The 23,555-nt window shown below is 41.5% G+C and carries 22 protein-coding genes; 8 read left to right on the top strand and 14 right to left on the bottom strand.

Annotation, left to right across the window (positions count from 1 at the left end; translation table 11 throughout):
- Positions 1-180: 180 nt before the first annotated feature.
- Entirely contained in the window at positions 181-1,734 is a 1,554-nt protein-coding gene (locus D0469_RS10365) for an ABC-F family ATP-binding cassette domain-containing protein (protein WP_117326671.1), read from the top strand.
- A gap of 197 nt (positions 1,735-1,931) precedes the next feature.
- Here the strand turns inward: D0469_RS10365 and D0469_RS10360 are convergent, their stop codons facing one another.
- Positions 1,932-2,888, bottom strand: coding sequence for an ABC transporter substrate-binding protein (locus D0469_RS10360; RefSeq protein ID WP_199478475.1), 957 nt, complete (start codon positions 2,886-2,888; stop codon positions 1,932-1,934).
- A 347-nt stretch (positions 2,889-3,235) separates the two neighbouring features.
- Positions 3,236-4,417 (bottom strand): class I SAM-dependent methyltransferase, encoded by a 1,182-nt coding sequence (locus D0469_RS10355; RefSeq protein WP_233523021.1) that lies wholly within the window; start codon positions 4,415-4,417, stop codon positions 3,236-3,238.
- Positions 4,418-4,521: 104 nt separating this feature from the next.
- Here D0469_RS10355 and D0469_RS10350 point away from each other — a divergent pair, with 104 nt between their 5' ends.
- Positions 4,522-4,959, top strand: a complete 438-nt coding sequence (locus D0469_RS10350; RefSeq protein WP_117326669.1) for a serine hydrolase — start codon at positions 4,522-4,524, stop codon at positions 4,957-4,959.
- A 220-nt stretch (positions 4,960-5,179) separates the two neighbouring features.
- Here the strand turns inward: D0469_RS10350 and D0469_RS10345 are convergent, their stop codons facing one another.
- From D0469_RS10345 to D0469_RS10310, 8 genes are all read right to left on the bottom strand, one after another.
- A complete protein-coding gene (locus D0469_RS10345) occupies positions 5,180-5,812 on the bottom strand; it encodes a response regulator transcription factor (RefSeq protein WP_117326668.1) in 633 nt (210 codons plus the stop codon).
- Positions 5,805-6,851, bottom strand: coding sequence for a sensor histidine kinase (locus tag D0469_RS10340; RefSeq protein ID WP_117326667.1), 1,047 nt, complete (start codon positions 6,849-6,851; stop codon positions 5,805-5,807). The genes D0469_RS10345 and D0469_RS10340 overlap by 8 nt, the downstream gene beginning before the upstream one ends.
- Positions 6,848-7,576, bottom strand: a complete 729-nt coding sequence (gene liaF / locus D0469_RS10335) for a cell wall-active antibiotics response protein LiaF (protein WP_117326666.1) — start codon at positions 7,574-7,576, stop codon at positions 6,848-6,850. The genes D0469_RS10340 and liaF overlap by 4 nt, the downstream gene beginning before the upstream one ends.
- Before the next feature lie 187 nt (positions 7,577-7,763).
- Entirely contained in the window at positions 7,764-8,411 is a 648-nt protein-coding gene (locus tag D0469_RS10330) for a PspA/IM30 family protein (RefSeq protein WP_117326665.1), read from the bottom strand.
- A 14-nt stretch (positions 8,412-8,425) separates the two neighbouring features.
- Positions 8,426-8,779: a lmo0954 family membrane protein gene (locus tag D0469_RS10325; protein WP_117326664.1), complete on the bottom strand. Its 354-nt coding sequence runs from the start codon at positions 8,777-8,779 to the stop codon at positions 8,426-8,428.
- A gap of 216 nt (positions 8,780-8,995) precedes the next feature.
- The gene (locus tag D0469_RS10320) at positions 8,996-10,549 is read right to left on the bottom strand and encodes a DEAD/DEAH box helicase (RefSeq protein ID WP_117326663.1); all 1,554 of its coding nucleotides are present in this window, start codon (positions 10,547-10,549) and stop codon (positions 8,996-8,998) included.
- 374 nt (positions 10,550-10,923) lie between these two features.
- Positions 10,924-11,517 carry a hypothetical protein gene (locus tag D0469_RS10315; protein WP_117326662.1) on the bottom strand — a complete coding sequence of 198 codons (594 nt, stop codon included), beginning with the start codon at positions 11,515-11,517 and terminating at the stop codon, positions 10,924-10,926.
- Between the two features lie 9 nt (positions 11,518-11,526).
- Entirely contained in the window at positions 11,527-12,732 is a 1,206-nt protein-coding gene (locus D0469_RS10310) for a ParM/StbA family protein (RefSeq protein ID WP_117326685.1), read from the bottom strand.
- Positions 12,733-13,289: 557 nt separating this feature from the next.
- On the opposite strand from D0469_RS10310, the gene D0469_RS10305 reads away from it, so the two are divergent.
- From D0469_RS10305 to D0469_RS10295, 3 genes are all read left to right on the top strand, one after another.
- Complete coding sequence (locus tag D0469_RS10305; RefSeq protein WP_117326661.1) at positions 13,290-14,843, top strand: FAD-dependent oxidoreductase; 1,554 nt, start codon at positions 13,290-13,292, stop codon at positions 14,841-14,843.
- A 450-nt stretch (positions 14,844-15,293) separates the two neighbouring features.
- Complete coding sequence (locus D0469_RS10300) at positions 15,294-15,488, top strand: hypothetical protein (protein WP_117326660.1); 195 nt, start codon at positions 15,294-15,296, stop codon at positions 15,486-15,488.
- Position 15,489: 1 nt separating this feature from the next.
- Positions 15,490-15,681: a YwbE family protein gene (locus D0469_RS10295; protein ID WP_117326659.1), complete on the top strand. Its 192-nt coding sequence runs from the start codon at positions 15,490-15,492 to the stop codon at positions 15,679-15,681.
- 71 nt (positions 15,682-15,752) lie between these two features.
- Here D0469_RS10295 and D0469_RS10290 read toward each other — a convergent pair whose 3' ends face one another.
- Together D0469_RS10290 and rluF are read right to left on the bottom strand one after the other, a co-directional pair.
- Entirely contained in the window at positions 15,753-16,487 is a 735-nt protein-coding gene (locus D0469_RS10290) for a YwaF family protein (RefSeq protein WP_199478473.1), read from the bottom strand.
- 82 nt (positions 16,488-16,569) lie between these two features.
- Positions 16,570-17,259: a 23S rRNA pseudouridine(2604) synthase RluF gene (rluF, locus tag D0469_RS10285; protein WP_117326658.1), complete on the bottom strand. Its 690-nt coding sequence runs from the start codon at positions 17,257-17,259 to the stop codon at positions 16,570-16,572.
- Between the two features lie 215 nt (positions 17,260-17,474).
- On the opposite strand from rluF, the gene D0469_RS10280 reads away from it, so the two are divergent.
- A complete protein-coding gene (locus D0469_RS10280; protein WP_117326657.1) occupies positions 17,475-18,140 on the top strand; it encodes an SIMPL domain-containing protein in 666 nt (221 codons plus the stop codon).
- Positions 18,141-18,255: 115 nt separating this feature from the next.
- Here the strand turns inward: D0469_RS10280 and purU are convergent, their stop codons facing one another.
- Positions 18,256-19,152 carry a formyltetrahydrofolate deformylase gene (gene purU, locus D0469_RS10275; protein ID WP_117326656.1) on the bottom strand — a complete coding sequence of 299 codons (897 nt, stop codon included), beginning with the start codon at positions 19,150-19,152 and terminating at the stop codon, positions 18,256-18,258.
- 113 nt (positions 19,153-19,265) lie between these two features.
- Positions 19,266-19,955, bottom strand: coding sequence for a pseudouridine synthase (locus D0469_RS10270; RefSeq protein WP_117326655.1), 690 nt, complete (start codon positions 19,953-19,955; stop codon positions 19,266-19,268).
- Between the two features lie 397 nt (positions 19,956-20,352).
- Between D0469_RS10270 and D0469_RS10265 the strand changes: the two genes are divergently transcribed.
- Positions 20,353-21,459, top strand: coding sequence for an AI-2E family transporter (locus tag D0469_RS10265; protein ID WP_117326683.1), 1,107 nt, complete (start codon positions 20,353-20,355; stop codon positions 21,457-21,459).
- A gap of 247 nt (positions 21,460-21,706) precedes the next feature.
- Positions 21,707-23,362 carry a glutamine--tRNA ligase/YqeY domain fusion protein gene (locus tag D0469_RS10260; protein ID WP_117326654.1) on the top strand — a complete coding sequence of 552 codons (1,656 nt, stop codon included), beginning with the start codon at positions 21,707-21,709 and terminating at the stop codon, positions 23,360-23,362.
- Positions 23,363-23,555: the final 193 nt, after the last annotated feature.

Here is a 23,555-nt window from a genome sequence, read left to right as displayed (position 1 = left end):
AATTTTTTTCCGTAGGAAAATAAAGTCCGCCGCACACGATGTGCTTGTGCCGGTGTCGACGTTGGCACAGGACGGAGGTTGAAATGGCCCTAGATTTCAACCCTGCCAGACCTTAGTCGATGTTCCTTGTGGCAGGGGCGCTTGCGCTTTTCTAATATAAAGTGGAGGTTCAGATAAATAATGAGCTTGCTTTCTATAGATAAATTAAGCCATAGTTTTGGTGACAGAACTTTGTTTAAAGATGTTTCTTTTCGCCTTATGGCTGGGGAACATGTGGGATTGGTTGGCGCTAACGGGGTTGGCAAGTCAACGTTGATGAATATCATTACCGGGGAAATCATTTACGATACCGGCCGGGTTGAATGGACTCCAGGTACGCATTACGGATACCTTGACCAGCATACTGTGCTTACGCGCGGAAAAACGATGCGCGACGTATTGCGCGATGCCTTCCTGCCGCTATTTGAGCAGGAAAAAGCATTGAATGAAGTAACAGAAAAAATGGGTACAGCCACTCCTGAGGAATTGGAAGAGCTCCTTGAGCAAATGGGAGAAATCCAGGACAAATTGGAAGCAGGCGGTTTTTATAACCTTGATATTAAAATAGAAGAAGCGGCGCGGGGATTAGGCCTTGACGCCATCGGCCTTGACCGTGATGTCTCTGCACTTAGTGGCGGACAAAGGACAAAGGTCCTGCTTGCAAAGCTTTTGCTCGAACAGCCTGAAGTACTTCTTCTGGACGAGCCTACCAACTACCTCGATGTAGAGCATATCCGCTGGCTTGGAAATTATTTAAAGGAATATCCGCATGCCTTTTTGCTGATTTCCCATGATACAGAATTCATGAATGGGGTTGTTGATGTTATTTTCCACCTTGAATTCTCCAAGCTGACACGCTATACGGCGACTTACGAGAAGTTCCTGGAGCTTGCAGAGATCAACAAGAACCAGCATATTAATGCCTATGAAAAACAGCAGGAATTTATTAAAAAGCAAGAAGATTTCATTTCAAAAAACAAAGCGCGTTATTCTACAACTGGCCGTGCGAAAAGCCGCCAAAAGCAGCTCGACCGAATGGAGAGAATTGATCGGCCTGAAACTGCAATGAAACCAACCTTCGACTTCAAAGAATCCCGCGGCAGCAGCCGCTACGTCTTTGAAGGAACAGATTTTGAAATTGGTTATGATCGTGCATTGCTGCCAAAGATGTCAATGACAATCGAACGCGGTGACAAAATTGCGGTGGTTGGCTGTAACGGTGTTGGTAAGTCCACGCTTTTAAAGACCATTCTAGGAAAAATTGATCCAATCAGCGGCACGTTAAACCGCGGAGACTTCCTGTTCCCTTCCTATTTTGAACAGGAAGTAAAAGCAGGCAACACAACGCCTATCGACGAAGTGTGGAATGCCTTTCCGCACCTTGATCAGCCGCAAGTCCGCGGTATTTTAGCCCGAGTCGGTTTAAAGAATGACCATATTTCCCGCCCTATGAATCAGCTAAGCGGTGGAGAGCAGTCGAAGGTCCGGCTTTGTAAGCTCATGCTGACAGAAAGCAACTGGCTGCTGTTCGATGAGCCGACAAACCACTTGGATGTAGTGGCAAAAGAAGAGCTAAAGCGTGCGATGAAAGCTTATAAAGGCACAATCGTTCTCGTCTGCCACGAGCCTGACTTTTATGAGGATTGGGTTACAAAAGTATGGAATGTTGAAGAATGGGCGAATCAGAACCAGTAATCGAAGCAAAAAGAACCTTGCCGTTGTCGCAAGGTTCTTTTTGTCAGGTTATGTTTCCAATTTCGGACTTTATTAATTTATCTGGTCAAATTTTAATTTATTTGGCTAATTTCCAATTTATTGTACCAATTTCCAGTTTATTTGGCCAACTGCAAAAATCCACAAAGGAATGGCTCCCTTTGTGGATTTTTTCTACCTTACTCTCCGACTATCTTAGCATCCTTCAGCATATCTTCCGTTAAGGTTATGCCTTCTTGTTCAGCCGCTTTTTTATTTATGACCAGTTCCAGCTTTTCTGGAAAGCCAACGGGAATTTCACTCGGTTTCTTTCCTTTAAGGATATCAACTGCCATCTTTCCAGTTGAATATCCAAGGTCATGGTATTCGATTCCGTATGAAGCAAATGTGCCACGCTTTACAGAGTCTCCTTCTCCGACGAACGTTGGAATCTTATGCTCGTTGGCTACCTTGATGACAGATTCTAGTGCAGCCACCACCGTATTGTCCTTTGGTATGTATAACACATCGACCCGCCCTAATAATGACTCAGCTGCCTGCTTTACATCTGCACTTGTTGAGACAGTTGCTTCAACAGATTCCAAACCGATTTCTTTTAATACTTTCTTTGCATTTTCAACGTTTACAACAGCGTTGGATTCCCCTGAGTTATATATAATCCCAACTTTCTTTGCTTCTGGAATAAATTCTTTAATAGATGTGATTGTATTTTTAATGGCGTCCGGATGAGTATCCGATGTTCCAGTCACATTGCCGCCCGGCTTTTCTAAATCGCTTACAAGCTTAGCTCCTATTGGATCCGTAATCGCTGTAAACAAAATAGGAATATCCTTTGTTGATTGAAGAGCCGCCTGGGCGCTCGATGTAGCGATAGCCAGAATCACATCATTTTCATCAGCGACAAGGTTCTGCGCAATCGTCATATTATTATTCATCTCGCCCTGTGCATTCTGATAGTCAATTTTTAAATTCTTTCCATCTTCGTAGCCGGCATCTTTCAATGCATCAATAAATCCTTCTCTTGCTGCATCCAAAGAAGGATGCTCAACAGGCTGTATTATGCCTATTTTCACAGTTTTTTCTTCTTTCTCTTTACCGGTTGCCTTTTTCTCAGATGATCCGCATGCCGAAAGCATTAGTAACGCTCCACACAATATTACAAATAAAATCTTTTTCACTTAGAGTTCCCCCTCAACCATTTCTGTTTATTACTTCAACGCATAAAAGCACTAAATAATAATATTATTATAGCTGTAAGCAGATGTAATTTCTACTATTTTTTAGATATTTTTTAATTTTTAGATAATATAATTAGTAAGTAGATAACAAATCTTTTTTATTATCTATTTAAAAATGGCTTTGTTAAACTTGCCTGTTGATTTCCGCTCCAATCAAAAGTGTCAAAATCAACTATGTGCTTTAACATACCCTTACTTAAAAAAAAATGACCCTGGATCCGGTTAATAAAATCCAGGGTTATTACTTATTTATAGGCAACCACCGTATACGTTTTCGGCAGCCCGATATCATGGCCCTTATGGTTTGGCTCTTCTTCCAATACAGAGATTGTCAGTCCGCTTCTTGCCATCGACGTTAATACTTCTCCTAATGTCCACTTTCGATGCAGAGACATCGCCAGAGTTTCCTGTTCCTCGTTTGATAGGTGCTTAGAAAAAGCAATCGTACTTTTTTCAATGCCGGGATTAAAATAATTCCCGGTAACTTTATGTTTCTTTCCAGTAGACGTAATAAGCTTAGTCGATACCGGGTGAAATTCATGGAGAATAAACATTCCACCCTGCTTTAGCAATCGCCCTACCATTTCCCATAACGGATGGAGGTCAATATAGTAATGCAAGACCCCTAATTCCATAAAGGCAATATCAAATTGACCATCTGCAGTCTCGGCAGGGATTGAAAGTGTATCAGAAATCACGTACTCGATTGAAACTCCGGCCTCTTTCGATGTTTCCTGCGCGTAAGCGGCATTCTCAGCAGAAAAGTCTACCACCGTTACGATACCCCCAAGGAGTCCGAGAGCAACAGCCTTAATGCCATTTGAGCCCATAAGATGAACAATATTCTTGCCCTTGACGTCACCCATGTATTTATAAAAAGGATGAAGGCGCCATTCAGGATTTTGCTCAATCTTCCGCGCTGTCTCTGCCGGTTCACCATAACGATTCACCAGTGCCGTATAATTATTTTGATTCCATGCTTTTTCATTGTGCGCTGAAAAAGACCGCTGCTGCTGCAGTAAGTAGGTCTGTATCGCTTGCTCATATCGCTTTAATTCTGAATCATACATATAGCTGTACAAAGAACGGCACCAAACCTCGACGCCATCCAACCTAGCAGCGATCCGATATGGATCGGTTTTCACTGTTGTGTTGTAGTAGCAACTGACCCGGATCTGCCACCCATTCTTCATAAATGAGAACACCGCTTTTGCAGGCGTTTTATCTATTTCAGATAGTCCATTTTCCTTAAACATCTCATATGCCTTCTCAAGAACATCCCATTGAATGACAATATCAATGCTTTCCGGACCGGGAATTCCAACCCCCTGAATCCATAATGAAGCTGCACCGGTATATTGGTAGGTGATATTGCTGCTCTCAAAATCTGCTGCCAAGCCGCTAATTGTTTTAAAGAATATGTCCATTTGTTAGTCTCCTAAATTTCATTTAACGCTGCGCCGCGCACATTCATATTATCACCCCATTATAAAATCAAGCTGCAACAGCAATCAAGCAGCTCTAAAAAAAGCTGCTCGATAAGAAAAATCCAAATAAACATTATGTAAGAGAAGACCTGGATGCCTTCTTCGGTTTCTTTAAGCTAAAGAAAGCAGAAAGATGGTGTTATTCTAATTTAGGAATTGCTTTGCTGGCAAATATTTTGGAGGATGTTACAGGTAAGTCATTTGAAGAATCATTAGAAGATAGGATTTGCAAGCCACTCGGTTTAACTGACACAGTCATGAGCTTATCAGATGAACAAACGGAACGAAGGATGGTCGCCTACACGAAGAAAAAGGAGCCTATTCCGTTATTGAGCGTTCTGCAGACTACCCATCAAAAACAGGCAAATGGCTCTAAGAAGAATTTTGAGATGGGAACCTGGACAGACGGAACAACTGTCGGTTTTCACTCTTATGCAGGGTTTATAAAAAAATTGAGTCTTGGTGTAACAGTATTATCATAGTATCATTTAAGATTTCATGAATTCCTTCAAGTTTTGGCCGGAAAAGGACCAATTGTAACAGATAGAATCACAACAAAAGTTTTTAATGATGCATCAGGAAAGTGAATTGTAACCGGTTAGCGGTTAAATTGTGCTGCACCTCTCTCTATAATAATGTCATACAGCACGAATTACTTTCAAACAACCTGAAGCATGATAGCAGTCTGCAGCAGGATAGCTTTTACTCCACCAACGAGTGCTTAAAGGCATATATAACAGCCTGGGTCCGATCCTGTACTTCAAGCTTGCTCAAAATATTGCTCACATGGACCTTGGCTGTTTTTAGCGCAATGAATAATTCATCAGCAATCTCCTGATTGGTCTTCCCTTCCGTCATAAGCAGCAGGATTTCCATTTCTCTGCTTGTTAGCAGCTCATGTGGATGCTGTTCATTGCCCCGGCGCATTCTTTGCATCATTTTGCCCGTAACCTCTGGTTCAAGCACGGATTGCCCTTTAAATGTGTTCCTGACAGCATTGGCAATATCACTGGCCTTTGACGTTTTCAGCATATAGCTTGTTGCACCTGCTTCCAATGCAGGATATACCTTTTCATCATCCAGAAAGCTCGTAACAATGATGATTTTAGCATCCGGCCAGCTGGCAATAATTTGCCTGGTGGCTTCTATACCATCCATTTCTTTCATAACCAAATCCATAAGAATGATATCCGGCCTCAGCTCCAAAGCCAGATCAACTGCTTTTTTGCCATCATCCGCCTCGCCCACCACCTCTATATCCGGCTGTGCTGATAAATAGGACGTGACACCGATTCGAACCATCTCATGATCATCAACAAATAATACCTTAATCATTTTCTCCCATTCCCCCTGCCATCAAAGGTACCTTAACTTCAAGACGTGTACCTTTATTTTTAACACTGACAATCTTCATCGTTCCGCCTATTTCTATTGCCCGTTCATGCATATTCTGTAATCCGTATGAACCCGCTTTTGATTCTTCTATATCAAATCCCTGCCCATCATCAGCTATCCGTAAAATAATCAGGTCATCCCGGCTTATTAGCAGCACCTCAAGCGTGCTGGCCTTTGCATGCCTTAGTGTATTGGAAACCGATTCTTGAAGGATTCGGAATAGATGGTCTTCGATTCCTTTATCCAGCGGGACAGGCTCTACCTTCCAGGATATATCCATCGGAACCTTTTGCGATAATTCTGCAAGCAGCTCCTGAATTCCTTCCTGCAGTGATTTTCCCCTTAATGGGATCGGCCTTAAGTGCAGCAGCAAAGCCCGCATTTCCAGCTGGGATTGGTGAATCATATCTTCAACCATCCTTAGCTGCTTCGCCTTGATGGTATCAGCCTCAGGGCTGGCCTCATTAATGGCTGACAATAACATCGAGGCTGCGAACAGCTGCTGGCTCACGGAATCGTGAAGCTCCCTTGCAAGGCGGTTACGTTCTCGAGAGACAATTTCCTGCATTCTTCGTTCCAATTCCTCTGCATTTTCGTTTGCAAGCTTTTGAGTCGCTTTAATCTGCTCGGTTACATGCCGCTGTACCTGTTCCAGCCTTTTTTCAATCATTGAAAAATCCTGAATCGTATTTTCTCTTTTATACAATGGAGCCTTCCCTTTTTCAAGCTGATAAAGTGCATCGCCAATCTGCTGGATTTGCTTTCGCCAAAACAGACCTGAAAATAGGCCGAAGACTGTACCAGCCATTATACTAAGGCTTGGGACAAACAGGACATATGGGAAATCCATAACCTCCCTTTTCCAAAGCTCCGACCAATCCCGAATGGGAAAAACAAAGAAAGTTACAGCTGCAATCATCAGGGAAAGCAAAAGTGCAAAGCAAAATCCTGCTATGATCTGGCGCTGGATAATACTCATATCCGTTTCACCTCTAGATTCCCGGAAATAAGCGAGGTAAGGATTTTCACCTTTTGTTCCGCGTTTTCATAATCAGGCGTCTGCACTGACATATTCTGATTAAAAATCCTTTTTTCCTGGTGCTGTAATATTTCTGCGGTACCTGCTAATACAGAGTGGTGTACAGATACTTCCATTTCATATGGGATGAAAATCTTAATATTCCCAATAAAACTCCGGATGGAAATGATGGCTTCACCCTTTGGCAGAACTGTATTGCTCAGATCAATCACTGTATCTCCAATACCGGTCTGGATGTTAATATCATTCCATTCGTAGACATGGTCTGGTGTTTTTCCATGTCCGAATAGTTTATTTCCTAGAAGAGGTTTCTTTATTACCATATCAAGAGGCTTATCGACAGGTTTTTTTACAGTCGGCTCCACCTTTTCAGGTTCCTTTCTTGACTGAATATAAAGGAACAGTATATAGGCCAGTATCGCCATAATAAAAAATTTAAAGGCCATCATATTCATAACGGTTACCACTGCCATGATGACTCCAAGCCAAAATAAAACACTGCCTATGGTACGGCCTCTTTTTTTGCGTCCGATATAAATACATCCTGCTGAAATGAGAAGGGAAAAGATGAGCCCTCCATCAAAGAAAGAGATTTCTAAGACAAGGACAATCAAACCTATTAATAATATCCAGCTGATTAAATCCGTTTTCATATTTTTGAACACGAGCGGCCTCCTTCCCTCTTCATCCCGGCCGAATGTCACTTACGAACCACCGGTTATTATTCTATGAACAACAGCTCAAAAAATGGATTTATTGAGCATTGTATAAGCGGTTATACGAAATTCATATTTTCCTGGTTAACCTAAAAAGGCTCAGATACCTACGCCTTTTTAGAATACCATGATTAGTTTAGGAAATAGAATGGGTTTCTTTATGTTTCTGTTCTTTTTCAAGCTGGTGAATCCGTGCATCAATGGTGTTCCGATAGAATGCTGAGTTTACTTTATGTTCAAGCCTTTCCAGATAGTTTTCCATCTCAGAGAATCTTGAAAAAGATTGGTTGGCATAGCTCGCCGGCTCAAGCACTTGATTCATGCGGTAATGAGCTCTGACGGTATTTTCACGGCCCATTAACTCCATGCGCTTAATGTTCATATCCTTTAGCTTATGTCTCATTTCTTCATATTTACGCTCTAGCTCAGTCAACTGGGCTGCCGCTTTTTGCATTGCATCTTTGAGACGGAAAGACCGTTCCTCAAACATTCCATATTCCTGGACAGCGAATTCATGAAGTTCACTTTCTCCCGCTTCCTTTGCAATCGCTGCCTGCCTTTTGCGCTTTTCCGCTAAATCTCTTGCGTAAAGATATTCCCTGCTGAATTCCTCTTTTAACAGATGCTGGCGTTCTACTAGCTTACGAACTTTCTCTGTTTCTTGCTCACATTCCCGCAGATATTGGTTTAAGGTAGCAATTGGGTTTTTCTGTTCCTTTTGATCAAGTACCTCGTGGATATCAGCAGTTATTACATTAACGATTCTGTTAAATAAATTTTTCATTTTAAAACTCTCCTTTAAATTTTAGTATTTTTTAATTCAGCCCATTGCTTTTCAAAATTGATGAATGGGTCGCTTTCCACTGTTTTGTTGGTTTCTTTCGTTTCATTCCATTTTTTATAAACAAAATACAGCACATATGCGGCAACTAACCCGATGATGGATGGCACATTTGCCAGTGAAGCAGTTAAAGCGATTAGACCGATAATTGCCCAGGCAATTTTACTGGGGGTTTTGCTTGCCTTTAGGAATTCTTTAAAAACGAAGTAAAGAATGACAAGGCTGATCGCTAATCCGATCATCGGCCCCACATTTGCCAAAAGTGTAATGGCTGCAATACCACCTACTAAAAACAATCCGAATTTTTTCATTTTCTCGTTCCTCCTTTTCATGTTTCTAGCTTACCTGGATTTAAGGGAATACATAATTGCTCGTTAGCTATATTTTCCAGTAAGACTTGAGTCTTAGTTGGATTAGGCTTTTAAGAAAGTTATAGCTTTTTGTCTTTTCAGCAGAAAAGAACCCGCTGAATGTTCCAGCGGGTTCCTTAGGTTTAAAGCTTTATTTGTCTGCTATTCGGGTGCAAGTCACCTTCTTTTGCCCTGCGGCTTTGAATTTCGTGCGCTATCCTTCTTATTGCCGTGTCCAGGTCTGCCAGGCCTGGAATCGTCTCTTTGACTATTCGGTCTTCCGGGCTTGGAGTCGTTTCTTTCACTTCTCGGCCTGCCAGTCCTAAAATCGTTTCTTTCACTTCTCGGCCTGCCGGTCCTAAAATCGTTTCTTTCACTTCTCGGCCTGCCAGTCTTAGAATCGTTTCTTTCACTTCTGTTCCTGTCGGTCCTCGAGTCGGTTCCTTCACTTCTTTGCCTGCCAGTCCTAAAATCGTTTCTTTCACTTCTTTGCCTGCCTGAACGCTCCTGTCTGCCTGTTTCATTGCGGCTTCTTCTTCCAGAGCTGCTGGCAGCTTGCCGGTTCCGAGGCTTTGTCTGGTTTGTCCGAGAGTGGCTTGGCGTACTTTCATACCTTTCTGCCTCCGCCGTTTTCTCCCGTTCAATTGATAGACCAATTGCTTTTTCAATATCTTTCATTTCTCCTGAATCCTTTGGAGCGATAAAAGTGATAGCTTTTCCGGCACCCCCAGCCCTGCCTGTACGGCCAATGCGGTGGATATAGCTTTCCGCATCCTCCGGGATATCATAGTTGAATACATGGGTCACGCCCTCTACATCTAATCCCCGTGCGGCCACGTCGGTAGCAACCAGTAAGTGAAGCTCCGCGTCCCTAAATCGTTTCATTACCCTTTCACGTTTTGCCTGCGATAAATCACCATGCAGTTCATCTGATACATAACCAAGGCTCACCAATGACTCATTCAGCTTGCTTACTCGACGCTTTGTTCTGCAAAAGATAATACCAAGAAAGGGACGTTCTTCGTTGATTTTATTAAGCAATGCTGCCTGCTTTCCTCTATCTGTTGTTTCCACAATCAGCTGACTTATCTCTTCTACAGTAACCTGGCTGCTTTTGACCGCTACTGTTTTTGGTTTTTTTAAGTATTTTCGTGCGAGAGTCTTCACTTGTTCAGGCATCGTTGCAGAAAATAACATGGTTTGCCTGTCCGGAGAGGCTGCTCGGATAATCTCCTCTACTTCAGGCAAAAATCCAATATGAAGCATTTGATCGGCTTCATCCAGTACAAGCATAGATAAATTAGACAGATCTATCGTTCCCCGCCTCATATGGTCGAGTAACCTGCCGGGTGTCGCTACTACAACGGAAATGTTCCGCTTCAGCTTCTTTAACTGCTGCTCAACGTCCTGCCCCCCGTAAACAGCGAGGACTTGGAGACCTTCTTTAGCGGAAGTCAGCTTCTTCATTTCATTTGTAATTTGCAGAGCAAGTTCACGGGTTGGTGTAACAATCAGAGCTTGTATATGTTCCGGTTCAGGATCTACCTTCTCCAAGATTGGCAGCAAAAAAGCAAGAGTCTTCCCCGTTCCTGTTTTTGCCTGTCCAATGATATCCTCTCCTTCCAGCAAGACGGGAATAGCTTCCTTTTGAATCGGTGTTGGCTCTGTTATTCCATTTTCACGGAGCAGGTTGTTCACTTCCTGACCAATTCCCAACTTTATAAAATCCATCTATAATTCCTTCTTTCCTAAGGATCTGCTTAAACTTTGGTTAGAAAGCTTTATTATTGCATAATTATTCCTGTCCGTGCGCATCATTATCCTTTTAGAATATCTTTGTCCTATTAATTTTCACACATATGGTAAGGATAATGCATGTTTTTCCGTTGTTTTGCCTATTTCATTTGACGCCTAGCCATAGTCCAATCGCTCATCAGCCCTTCTATACAAAAAAACGCATGATAGGAATCATGCGTTTTTTTGTGCAGATAAGTGACGCTTTTAGCCGGTCCTTATGAAAAGATGGACTTGCGCGGACGTTTGGAATAGGACATCTCAGAACCTAGTCAATAATCCTTTTGTCAGGGTGCCACCGCTTTTGTAATCTATTTATTCATTTGCGCAAGGAAGTCCCCTAAAAGATCATCAAGGCTTTCTTCCGGCTCAGTTTGCTCCTCAAGCTCTTCATAAGAACTTCGGGCCTGCTCCCAGTCAAAATCAGCAAGATCATCAACGCTTTCTTCGCTGAACAAAGGCTGCTCTTCAGCTTCTTCTTTTTCAATAGCAGGCTTACTCTGCACCGGAATGGCCTTTTCAGGTGTCTCCTGAAGATACAATGCATCATCTATTTCAAGTGCGTTGCTGTTTAAGGAAGCCAGCAGGGCAGTGGCTCTCAGCGGATCAGAAAGCAGGTGAAAAAGAATGCTTCCGAGCATAGCTTCCGAGTGAGAGTGCTTAAGCCAATCCCGCTGCGATTTACTCAGCTTCTGCGGAAGCGGAACTGAGATCATTTCCCGCTCCCTGGTATAAGAATTACTTACACCCTCTATAACATATTCTGCAATTTTGCTTGAAAAATTCCTCTTCTCGGTTTCTTTCAACTTCTGCAATTGCCTGACAATATGATCAGGAGCATCAGAGGGGACACGGAATGTAATGGCCTGTCCCCTTTTGATCCCTGAGGAATTCTTGTTTGTCATTTATTCCACCTATTTCGCTGCGCCAGCCTTTTGCTCTTCTTTCTTGGCTCCCTTATCGGCAGCTTTCATTGTTTCACTTGACGTCCTTCTAGTAAAATCAGAAATCAGTTTGTAGTATGCATTAGCCATCATCCAAATGCTTTCTTTTTCGTCTTCAAAGAAGTCAATATTATAGCCATCCAGATTATTGTTCAATGTTTTTAAATAATCCTTTAAAACAATTGCACCGCCGCCTACAAAATAGCAGATTTCCGTCTGTGAGTTTTTCTGCCATACATTGCGCAAATGACGGTATTGCTTCTTAGCAAGTTCAAGCAAAATCCGATCCGTGATGTCGTGGACGCTCGTACGGCTTCCTCTGACCATGATATGATTTCTATCATTCTTCTTTGTAATGATCTCTACTACATCACGTCGGCTATCAAGCTCTACGCCATGCTTCTTTCTGATTTCTTCACGGATTGCTTCTAAAGATTCAGCAACACCGAGGTTAAAGCCCTGTGCCTTATCGTCATCTACCTTCCGATTTTTAATTACTGCTATATCAGTAGAGAGACCGCCGATATCCTGGATAAGGATGCGCTTATCGATTAGGTCACGGTTAATGATATTTAAATCGTTATCCATAACAAGGTTGATATAGGCAGCAAAACCTTCCGGATAAACCTTCACTTCTTCAAATTTAATATTAACTTTTAATCCCTGGTATTTCGGAGTGATTAAAAATTCTACTTGGTGGACGTTTCCTAGCAATTTAGAACGGTAACCAACATCTTTACCTTCTTTTACTTCGCGAAGGGGCAGTCCTGTTCCAAGTGTATAATTTGCTTCTATAACATTATTTACTTTACGGAAGCCTGCTGGGTTCTCTTCGTTCACAGCATCTAATGCCAATGCTGCAAATAGCATAATAAGGGTTTGGTCTTCCTCTGATTTGCTGCTTCCCGGATCAAGCTCTGAAGGGTTATCGCTTTTTGTTGCCAGATTACCGACACGGTAAATGGCATTGTTCTCTTGAAGGGCAGGGGAATGTACTTTGATATGGATACCTTCAAGAGGATCCTTTTCATCAAGTTCTTCAATTCCAATAACGGGTCTGTCCTCGATATCTCTAGCAATTACGTTTGGTATGTAAAGTTCAGAATCCAGTTTGCCAAAAAGAGCTTTAATCGCATCGTTTCCTACGTCTACTGCGGCGATACGTGAGTTGGTCAAAATAATCATCCTTTCAATTTTCAATTAGTTTTTACCTTTTACTAGATTAAGAATAAAAAAGAATCGTTAAATGGTCAATACTCCCAAAGTTGCATTATTACCCTTTTGATTGTTTTCATTTTTGTATACAACACAAACAAATATGTACACATGTTGATTTAACGGTATGTATACATATTTGTTTACAAGTATACATATTTTGTACACAAAACTTCTTTTTTTGTATACATGTAAACATTTTTGTAAACAACCATTTTTTTAGGCGTTGTTCAATCCTCTTCCCAATCCTCGATAAGAAATTAACGTTTAATAGAAGCTTTTACCACTTCTTTCTTTTTAAAAACGGGGCAAATTAGACCCTTCTGACCCTGTACTTTCCATAAAAATGGGGGGTCTTTTTCTACAAGTGATAGCTGTTCCAATCGTTCTTTTATATATAAAGATACTTAAACACAATTCACGTTCACTACGAGTAGAACCTAGGTTTATGGGTATGGTAAATAGTGGACAAACTAATGTTAGCAATTGAATTTTCTTAGAAAACGGAGGATTACCACATGGATGATTTTAAAAACAGAGAATGGTCCCTTCCCCAGATACCTGAACCTTATTGGAGGGATTCAGCTCCCCTCCCCTCTTTCCCTAAGCTCCAGGAAAATATTGAAACCGATGTAGCCATTGTGGGTGCCGGAATATTAGGTATTACATCAGCCTACTTACTTTCAAAGCAGGGCGTAAAAGTCACAGTAATTGATTCAGGGAAAATTTTGAACGGTACAACAGGGCATACAACAGCAAAAATCACTGCCCAGCATGGGTTAATATATGACCAATTGATCAATTCAGTTGGGGAAAATCAAGCGAAGCTCTATTATGAAGCAAATAGCGAAGCAATGAATTTTATAAGGAATCTTGTCGAAGAACATAACATAGACTGTGATCTTTCAACAGAAGATGCCTATGTTTATACGAATGACGACAAATATATAGAAAAAATTCAAAACGAAAAAAAAGCATACGACAGACTCGGTATTCCGGGAGAAATAGTTGATAACCTCCCTCTTCCTATTGAAATTAAAACGGCCATAGTGATGAGAAATCAGGGACAATTCCATCCATTGAAATACTTGACCTCACTTATTCCTGTTATTACCGGGGCTGGAGGGAAAATATTCGAGGATACAACCGCCATAGACATTGAAGAAGGCGACCATCCTAGAGTGTTAACAAGAGATGGACATGCAATCTCCTCTAATACGGTTATTGTTGGTTCTCACTACCCTTTCTATGATGGAAAAGGACTTTATTTTACAAGACTTCATCCAGATAGATCATATGTAATAGCGGTTAATACAGAAAAGGACTATCCAGGCGGAATGTATATTAATGCTGAACAGCCTACACGATCACTCCGCTGCACTTCTGTAAATGGCAGTGAGCCGTTAGTATTGTTTGGCGGAGAAAGCCACAAGACAGGCCAGAGTCATCATACGCTGGAGCATTATCAAGCATTGGAGTCATATGCTGCCCAAACATTTGGAATAAAGGAAATTCCATACAGATGGTCAACCCAGGATTTGATTACCCTTGACAAGATCCCTTATGTAGGGGAAATTACCTCCGGCTCCCCAAATATTCTGGTTGGGACCGGGTTTGCAAAATGGGGTATGACAAACAGTACGGCTGCTGCTTTATTACTCACAGACTTGATTATGAAAAAAGAAAACCGCTTCTATGACCTTTATACCCCTACACGATTCAATGCCAAATCGACTGTAAAAAGTGCTGGAACCTTTATTAAGGAAAACGCTGATGTTGCCAAGCATTTTATTCAAGGGAAAATGGAAAATACGGGCATAACACCTGATATCCTTAAGGATGATGAAGCGTGTGTGGTTTCAATAAATGGTAAACGCGCCGGGGCATACAGAGATACAGAAGGAACACTTCATTTGGTAGATACGACATGTACACATATGGGCTGTGAAGTTGAATGGAATAATGGCGAACGCACATGGGACTGCCCTTGCCATGGATCACGTTTTTCGTTTACCGGAGAGGTTGTAGAAGGCCCTGCTGTAGAGCCTTTAAAAAAAGTGGAGCAGGAGTAAAGATAAAATCTAAATCTGACCTCTGTAACACAATCCGGCTAAGATGTGCTGGAGTCTTTTGATGAGAAGCCGGGTACTAAACGCGGCAGAACACTTTAGAAGAGATAGACCGTATTCAGCATAGAATACCGTTTAATCAAAAAGAACAGTTCGATATTCAAGAAGCATTGAAAAAAATGGAAGAATTCTAAGCTTATCTCCAACTAATGGAGCTTAGCGGCAAGCAAGCCACGGAAGAGAGGATTCACATCTAACGCCTTCTGGACTATCATTTAGTTAGCTCACCCTATCCGAAGAGGGAAATCTTGATGTTAAAAGAGCCTTAATACGAAGGATTTGTGAAGTTATAATGCAGCTTGAAATTCCCATTTAAAACCGGGCCATCATTGAGTTTCCCCTCTTTCTGGATTATAATAATCCCATTAGCATGTTTTACAAAGGAGAGCCGTTATGAACAATCAGGAACAAAATGAACAACAGCCGAAAAAAATGTCTTTGCAAGAAGCAATTAAGTTAAAGCTGGAAAGCAAAAAACAGCAAGCATCAGGAAACAATTCCGCATCTGGCATTTCCCAGAAAACGAAGAAGCTTACTAGCCAGCAATCGAAGAAGCCGAGCAATACAAGAAGAAAAATGGGCGTTTAATATGGATGGCAGACACCGCAACAACCTTGCCGCGGGTACCAAAGTCCAAATTGTATTAAAAGCAGACCAGAAAAGCGGTGCCCTTACTGCAGGAATCGTAAAGGATATTCTGACAAACTCTGCATTTCATCCCCACGGCATTAAAGTAAGGCTGGAATCAGGACAAGTAGGGCGGGTTAAGGCAATCGAATAAAGACATCCACTGTGCCAGTAAAATGGGACAGTTTTTTTGTTTTCCGAACCTTGGATCCTTCCTGCCCTGCTTCATTTTTCTCGCTGTACTGAGCTTCTTTCCGTCCTGCTTTCCCGGAATAACAGCCACAAAACCATGAAAAAAACTGCTGCTACTGCCTCCAATGAGACAATATACCAAGGATAAGGCCCAAGCCAATCAAGCAAGCTTCCACTTGAAGGCTTTCGTCTTAAAAACATGTAATTTCCATCAACAAGTTTATTTATGATAAAGATAACTGGAAGCAAAATATTCAGATATGCCATCGTCCAGCCCAGCCCCTTGATAGTTGGCCGATATCCTTTTATCCAAGTAAAGTACAGGGCGGTTAAAATAATTCCAATATGTGTATAAAAGAAGTGAAAATAGCGAAAATGCGGGAAATCAATATAAAGTACAGGTGTTAACACTGCTTGCAGGCTCCCAGCAATCCCTGCAAAAAAGACAATGTCATAAAGCCTTCTATTCCCTGTCAAAAGTAAAACCACCGAAAGGATCAGGCTGATGCTGCAAAGCTCTAGCGGAAGGGAATCAGCCAGATTAAACCTTCCTATTTTACTATTCCATACATAGTATAAAATCTCCGTTATCATCAAAGAAACAGCGTAAATCCATTCCATTCTTTTGCCGAGCAAATGGGTTTTTAATGTTCCACTACATATATAGATCAGCCCTGCCATTATGCATAGGAAACCAATCGCCGCAACATGGGTCAGTGAATACATTTCAAATATTAACGAATCTCCATTTCCCCATACCCTCTCCATCCCATCAGCCCTTTTTTATTTTTTATAGAGAAAAAGCATCCAAATCAAATGATTTCGAATGCTTTTACCCTAGAAAGAACTATTACCGTAACAAACTCGTTAATTCCTTTAGCTCGTTATTTGTAAGATCGCGCCATTGTCCGATTTTTAAGCTGCCAAGTTTAATATTCATAATCCTGATGCGTTCGAGCCGTGTTACCCTGTAGCCAAATGCCTGGCACATTCTACGGATCTGACGGTTCAGTCCTTGGGTTAAAATTATGCGGAACACCCTTTCATTCACGCGGTACACCTCGCATGGCTTCGTTACCGTATCAAGAATTTCAACACCGCTGGCCATCCCTTTTAAAAACGCAGGAGTGATCGGTTTATTGACAGTAACGATATATTCCTTATCATGATTGTTTTCTGCCCTCAGAATTTGATTCACAATATCCCCGTCATTAGTAAGGAGAATTAATCCCTGTGAATCCTTATCCAATCTTCCAATAGGAAAAATCCGTTCGGGATGTTTTACAAAATCTATAATGTTTCCAGGGATATGAAGCTCTGTAGTAGAGGTAATCCCAACTGGTTTATTTAAGGCTATATAAACTGCTTCTTTCTTCTTCCCCAGCGGTTTACCGTCAATCCTGACATCGTCTCCGACTTCCGCTTGGCTCCCAAGCTCGGCGATGCTGCCATTGATAGTCACTCTTTTTGCTTCGATTAATTTGTCAGCTTCCCGCCTTGAGCAAAAACCACTTTCACTAATAAACTTATTTATTCTCATGTCAAACCATTCCTTATGAGTATGTATGTGTATCATTGTACCACAATCAGGAAAATCCATTCTTAAGATTCTCTGCTTAACTTACTTATTACAGAACATTATTCTCGTCACAGCCGAATATATAGTAGAAAGTATGAGAAAGCCTGCAGCGGGAATGGTATCCAATTATCTGCAGGTCGGGGTACGCACTAAAAGACGAAAGGCGATGTTCCTTCATGTATCAAAAGCAAGCGTTAACCAATTTTGATTCGGTGGCGAGAATTAGCAGGGATGTTCTAAAGGTAACCGGTGATGGCTCAGTAACAGCCGCTCCAGACCGTGCAATTGTTACAGTGGGAGTTATAACCGAGGGAAACAATCCAGAGACAGCCCAAACCGAAAATGCCGCAGCAATAACAAGAGTTGTGAATGCCCTTATCGCAATCGGTATTGCCCGGGAAAACATTCGTACAGCTGATTATCGGATTGAACCGCAATACGACTATAAGGATGGCCAGCAGATCTTTAAAGGCTATAAGGTAACACATTTGCTTCGAATAACCGTAGAGAATATAAACCAAACCGGAACAATACTTGATACTGCTGTAAAAAATGGGGCAAATTACGCGGCCAATATTGAATTTTTAATATCCAATCCAGAGGAATACTATAACCGGGCTTTAACCCTTGCGTTAAAAAATGCGTTAGGAAAGGCAACAACCATAGCACAGACTCTGGGTGTTCATTTAATAAAAACTCCCACTCTTGTGGAAGAAATCTCACAAGCCCCAGCGCCGGTACTGCTTAAATCAGCAGAGTTTGCTGCAAGCCAGACGACGCCTATACAGCCTGGGGAACAGACAATAAGAGCTAAAATCCGCGTTGAGTATATTTATGACTAAAGACAAATATCGTAAATCAGGAATTCTATATTCCTGAACAATATAAAAAAGCAGTACTGTTAGCCTGCTTTACAGTTTAATAAAAGGCAAGGAATGTCCCTTGCCTTTTAAAAGATTAAAAAATAACAGTCTTATTTTCATGTACTATAACGCGATCCTCAAGATGCCATTTTACCGCGCGTGCGAGAACACTTCTTTCAATTGATCGGCCAATCTTTTTTAAATCCTCGGCATTATCACGATGGTTTACGCGTTCAATCCCCTGTTCAATAATTGGTCCCTCATCAAGGTCATTGGTCACATAGTGCGAGGTTGCTCCGATCAGCTTTACTCCCCTATTAAAGGCTCGTTCATATGGCTTGGCGCCAATGAACGCCGGCAGAAACGAGTGGTGAATATTGATAATCCTGTTTGGCAGTGCTGCCACAAATTCAGGAGTAAGGATTTGCATATAACGGGCCAGTATGACCAAATCGATCTTGTATTCCTCCAACAGCTCAAGCTGCCTTTTTTCTGCTTCTTTCCTGATATCTTTATTTGCAGGTATGTAATAGAACGGAATATTCAGTGATTCCACAATCTCACGTGAATCCTCATGATTGCTGATAACCAATGCAATGTCTGTTATTAAATCACCGCTTTGCCATTCCCAAAGAAGCTCCAGCAGACAATGAGGTTCATTTGAGAGGAAAATAGCTGTCCGCTTAATATTGCTTACATCCGAAAATTTCCATTCCATTGAAAAAGCTTCCCCGATATTTCGAAATTCCTGTTTCATTTCGCTTGCTTTTGATTTTAAATCAGGACATTCAAATTCAATTCGTGTAAAAAAGGTGCCTCCCTCCGGATTAAGAGAATACTGGCTAAGCTCGATGATATTCGCTTGAAACCCCAATAAAAAATTCGAAACAGAGGCTACTATCCCCGGCTGGTCAGGGCACTTGATTACAAGGCGACCGATGTTTTCATTTTTTTTCCTAAATTCATTTAAACGCTGTTCTGTAATATTCATGTCATCCACCATTTCTACAATTTCTTTTAATTCATCATTATAACGGAAGAATAAAGGTAAAGTTTATAATTTTTTTATAATTCACTCATTTTTTTCTAAGTGATATGAGATTTTCAGCCTAACAGCTCTTTCAATTTCTCAAGCTCATCGCTTTTAAGGTGACGGTATTGTCCAGATTGAAGCTCACCAAGCTTTATATTCATAATCCTAACCCGCCTGAGCCGGACAACCCGATATCCAAGCTCCTTGCTCATTCGGCGGATCTGCCTGTTCAAACCCTGTGTTAGGACAATACGAAAAACGTACTCACTGATTAACGAGGTTTCACATGGTTTGGTAACCGTGCCCAAAATTTCCACCCCTGCTGCCATTCTTGATAAAAAATTCTCAGTCACAGGCTTGTCTACAGTTACGATATATTCCTTAGAGTGATTGTGTTCGGAACGCATCATTTTATTAACAATATCACCATCGTTTGTCAGCAGGATTAACCCCTCGGAAGTCTTATCGAGCCTTCCCACCGGAAAAACCCTTTCAGGATAGCTCACAAAATCAATGATATTGCCAAGTACATCAGGCTGGGCTGTACAAGTTATCCCTGGCGGCTTATTCAAAGCTAAGTAAACCGGCATTCCTTTTTCAGGAATGGGGCAGCCATCGATAAGCACTTCATCCCCCTCGTATATTTCGCTATTATGAACGGCTGCTGCCCCATTAATTGTGAGCCGTTTTTCTTTAATCAGTTTATCTGTCATTCTTCTGGAACAGTACCCAGTCAAACTAATATATTTTTGTATCCTCATATGGAAAAACCCTTCTGCTAAAAAATTCAGCTATATAAACTTTTAACATGTTTATTATTGTCATCTCTGCGGGCCAGTAATGCAACTGTTATCCTTGTTTTCATTACGATAATCCAACCATCTCTACATGGTGATTACCAAGGTTTAATTAAGGGTAAGGACATATATGGTGACTAAATAACTTATAGAACGAACAAAGGAACTCTTAAGCACTACTGATCTTAATATAGGACAGGAAAAAGCATGGGCGTTCCATGCTTTTCCTGTTCCCTCGCTAAGTTTTATGCTAGAAAGAGGCGGTTTTAAGGATAAAACTCATACTGTTGAGTTAGACACTAATTCATCAAGGGATGTTCATCGGGTCCTTTCCAATCTTATAGAAAGTGAGTTGAAGAAAGTGCCGAATTCTAAGTATTTTCGAATTGGGTATGCGATTATCATAGTTTTAGTTATTATTTTGCTTGCGACCAAGGTAGATTTTATCTTTCAGCCTGTAGAAATCTTTTTTGAGACTTTATTTTTTCCATGCTTGATTTCGGGTGTGCTGTTTTATTTGCTGCGGCCCATCGTGTACTTCCTTCACGATAAAAAAGTGCCGAAAACCTTATCAATTCTGCTCATTTATTTACTAGTGATCGGTTTGGGTACTATAGCGATCCTTCTTGTGGGGCCTGAGCTGCAGAAGCAAACAAAAAGCCTGATTGATAACTCACCCGAGCTCATTGAGAAGATGCAGGGTAAAACAAACGAACTAAAAGAGAGCCAATGGTTTTCAAGATTCCAGGAAAACGAGTACCTTACCCTTGATAATATCAATAACAGAATTAGCGACTATTTCCAGTCAAATGTTTCTGATATCGGCACAAGAGTTTCAAATGCGTTGGGAATGCTAACCACTATTCTAACCGTAATTGTAACTGTGCCGTTTATAGTTTTTTATCTGCTCAAAGATGGCGAAGGTGCCTCCGATGGAGTGCTTAAATTTCTGCCCTATTTTCAGGCGGAAGAAGCGAAGAAAATTGTGAGGGACATGGATGGTGCTTTAAGCTCCTATATCCAGGGACAGGCAATTGTATCGTTTATCGTTGGCGTTATGATGTATTTCGGATATTTGATCATCGGACTTGATTATTCACTTATTCTTGCTTTCATAGCAATGCTTACAAATGTAATTCCGTTTGTCGGCCCATTTATCGCAATCATGCCGGCACTTGCCATTGCTTTTATGACTTCTCCCTTTATGGCACTAAAGGTCATCATCGTTGCGGTTATCGTCCAGCAAATCGATGGGAATGTAACCTCTCCTCTCATCATGGGCAGGAAGCTTGACCTGCACCCGCTTACCATCATCCTGCTTCTATTAGTCGCAGGCAATATGGCTGGCCTGATTGGTATGATTGTAGCCGTTCCCGCCTATGCAGTCTTAAAGGTAATCGTCAGCCATGCCTATCGGCTTTATATGCTTCGCAAAGTAAAAAAGGACAATATTATCGAAGTTGAATAATGACTCTATCACACAAATTCAAGTCAGCACACTATCGATATGAAGCTGGCAAAAAAATAAGCCAGGAGTTCACGATAACAAACGGACTGTATTTTACAAGAACACTCTTATTAAGCGTTGCCCGCGGTAAGGGTGTTCTTTTTCATTCGTTGGGACTTATATGCTAAAGGCCATTGAAACATGGAAATATATAAGTATTTATGTTATATATAAAAGAATTAATACAAACGAAAGAGGTCGAATTTAGTTGGAACATAATTCCCCAAATTTTATACGCAATATCATTAAAGAAGATCTCGAGACCGGTAAACACGACCATATCGTTACCCGCTTCCCTCCTGAACCGAATGGATATTTACATATTGGCCACGCAAAATCAATTATCCTGAACTTTGGGGTGGCAGATGAATTCAATGGCAAAACAAACCTGCGCTTTGACGATACGAATCCGCTGAAGGAAGACGTGGAATACGTTAATTCCATTAAAGAAGATGTAAAATGGCTGGGCTATGAGTGGGACGGACTCTTCTTTGCCTCAGACTATTTTGATGAGATGTATAAACGCGCTGTCCTTCTGATTAACAAAGGCCTTGCATACGTTGACGACCTTTCCGGAGATCAAATCAGGGAATATCGCGGTACCTTAACTGAACCTGGGAAAGACAGCCCATACCGCAACCGGTCCGTTGAAGAAAATCTCGATTTATTTGACCGGATGCGCAACGGTGAATTTGAGAATGGCTCCAAGGTCCTAAGAGCAAAAATTGATATGTCTTCACCAAATATCAATCTTCGAGACCCTGTCATTTACCGAATTTTGCACGCAGAGCATCATAATACTGGAGACAAATGGTGCATTTATCCGATGTATGCTTTTGCTCACCCTCTAGAAGATGCAATTGAAGGTGTAACCCATTCTTTGTGTACGCTCGAATTTGAAGATCAGCGCCCTCTTTATAATTGGATTGTGGAAAATTGTGAAATGGAAAGCAAGCCACAGCAATACGAATTTGGCCGCTTAAATGTTACAAACACTGTAATGAGCAAGCGTAAACTTAAACAATTAGTTGATGAAGGCTTTGTTGATGGCTGGGATGACCCTCGCATGCCGACGATTTCCGGCTTAAGGAGACGCGGCTATACAGCAGACGCAATCCGGGCCTTCTGCCATGAAATTGGAGTTTCAAAAGCTTACGGGGCAGTAGACTCGCAAATGCTTGAACACTTTGTCCGGGAAGATCTAAAATTAACGGTTCCGCGGACAATGGGTGTACTCCGTCCGCTAAAGGTTGTCATCACCAACTATCCAGAAGGACAAGTAGAAATGCTTGATGCAGAAATCAATCCAGAAAACGAAGAAATGGGTATTAGACAAATCCCATTCTCAAGGGAAATTTATATTGAGCAGGATGACTTTATGGAGAACCCTCCGAAAAAGTACTTCCGTCTTTTCCCTGGAAATGAAGTCCGTTTAAAGCATGCTTATTTTATTAAGTGTGAAGAGGTTATTAAGGATGATGACGGGAATGTAATTGAACTTCATTGTACTTATGATCCAGAAACGAAAAGCGGCACAGGCTTTACAGGACGAAAAGTAAAAGGAACCATCCATTGGGTTGAGGCTTCAAATGCAGTTCCTGCTGAATTCCGGCTATATCAGCCGCTAATTTTTGACGAAGAGGCTGGAGAAGAGGAAGAGGAAAAATCATTCCTTGAGCGTGTAAATCCTAATTCATTAGAAATCCTTAGCGGTTTCGTTGAGCCAAATATGAAGGATGTCGTACCTCAAGATAAATTCCAATTCTTTAGGCATGGATATTTCAATGTCGATCCAAAGCAAACAACCGTTAACCATCTGGTATTTAACTCCATTGTTGAACTGAAAAGCTCGTTTAAGCTGTAACAGGAAACGCGCAGGCGCCCTGATGAAAGGAAGAACGGCTAAGTCCGCCACGTCCTGTGGCAACGCCGTTCTGACTCACGTCCTGACAAAGGAACATCGGCTAAGGTCTGGCACGTCCTGTGCCAAACGCCGACGCCAGCACGTCACTTCTAAGGATGAACGGCTAAGTTCGCCCCGTCCTGGGGCAACGCCG

This window comes from Peribacillus saganii (assembly GCF_003429095.1).
Taxonomy (GTDB): domain Bacteria; phylum Bacillota; class Bacilli; order Bacillales; family DSM-1321; genus Peribacillus; species Peribacillus saganii.
This window is presented reverse-complemented; position numbering and strand designations above follow the sequence as displayed.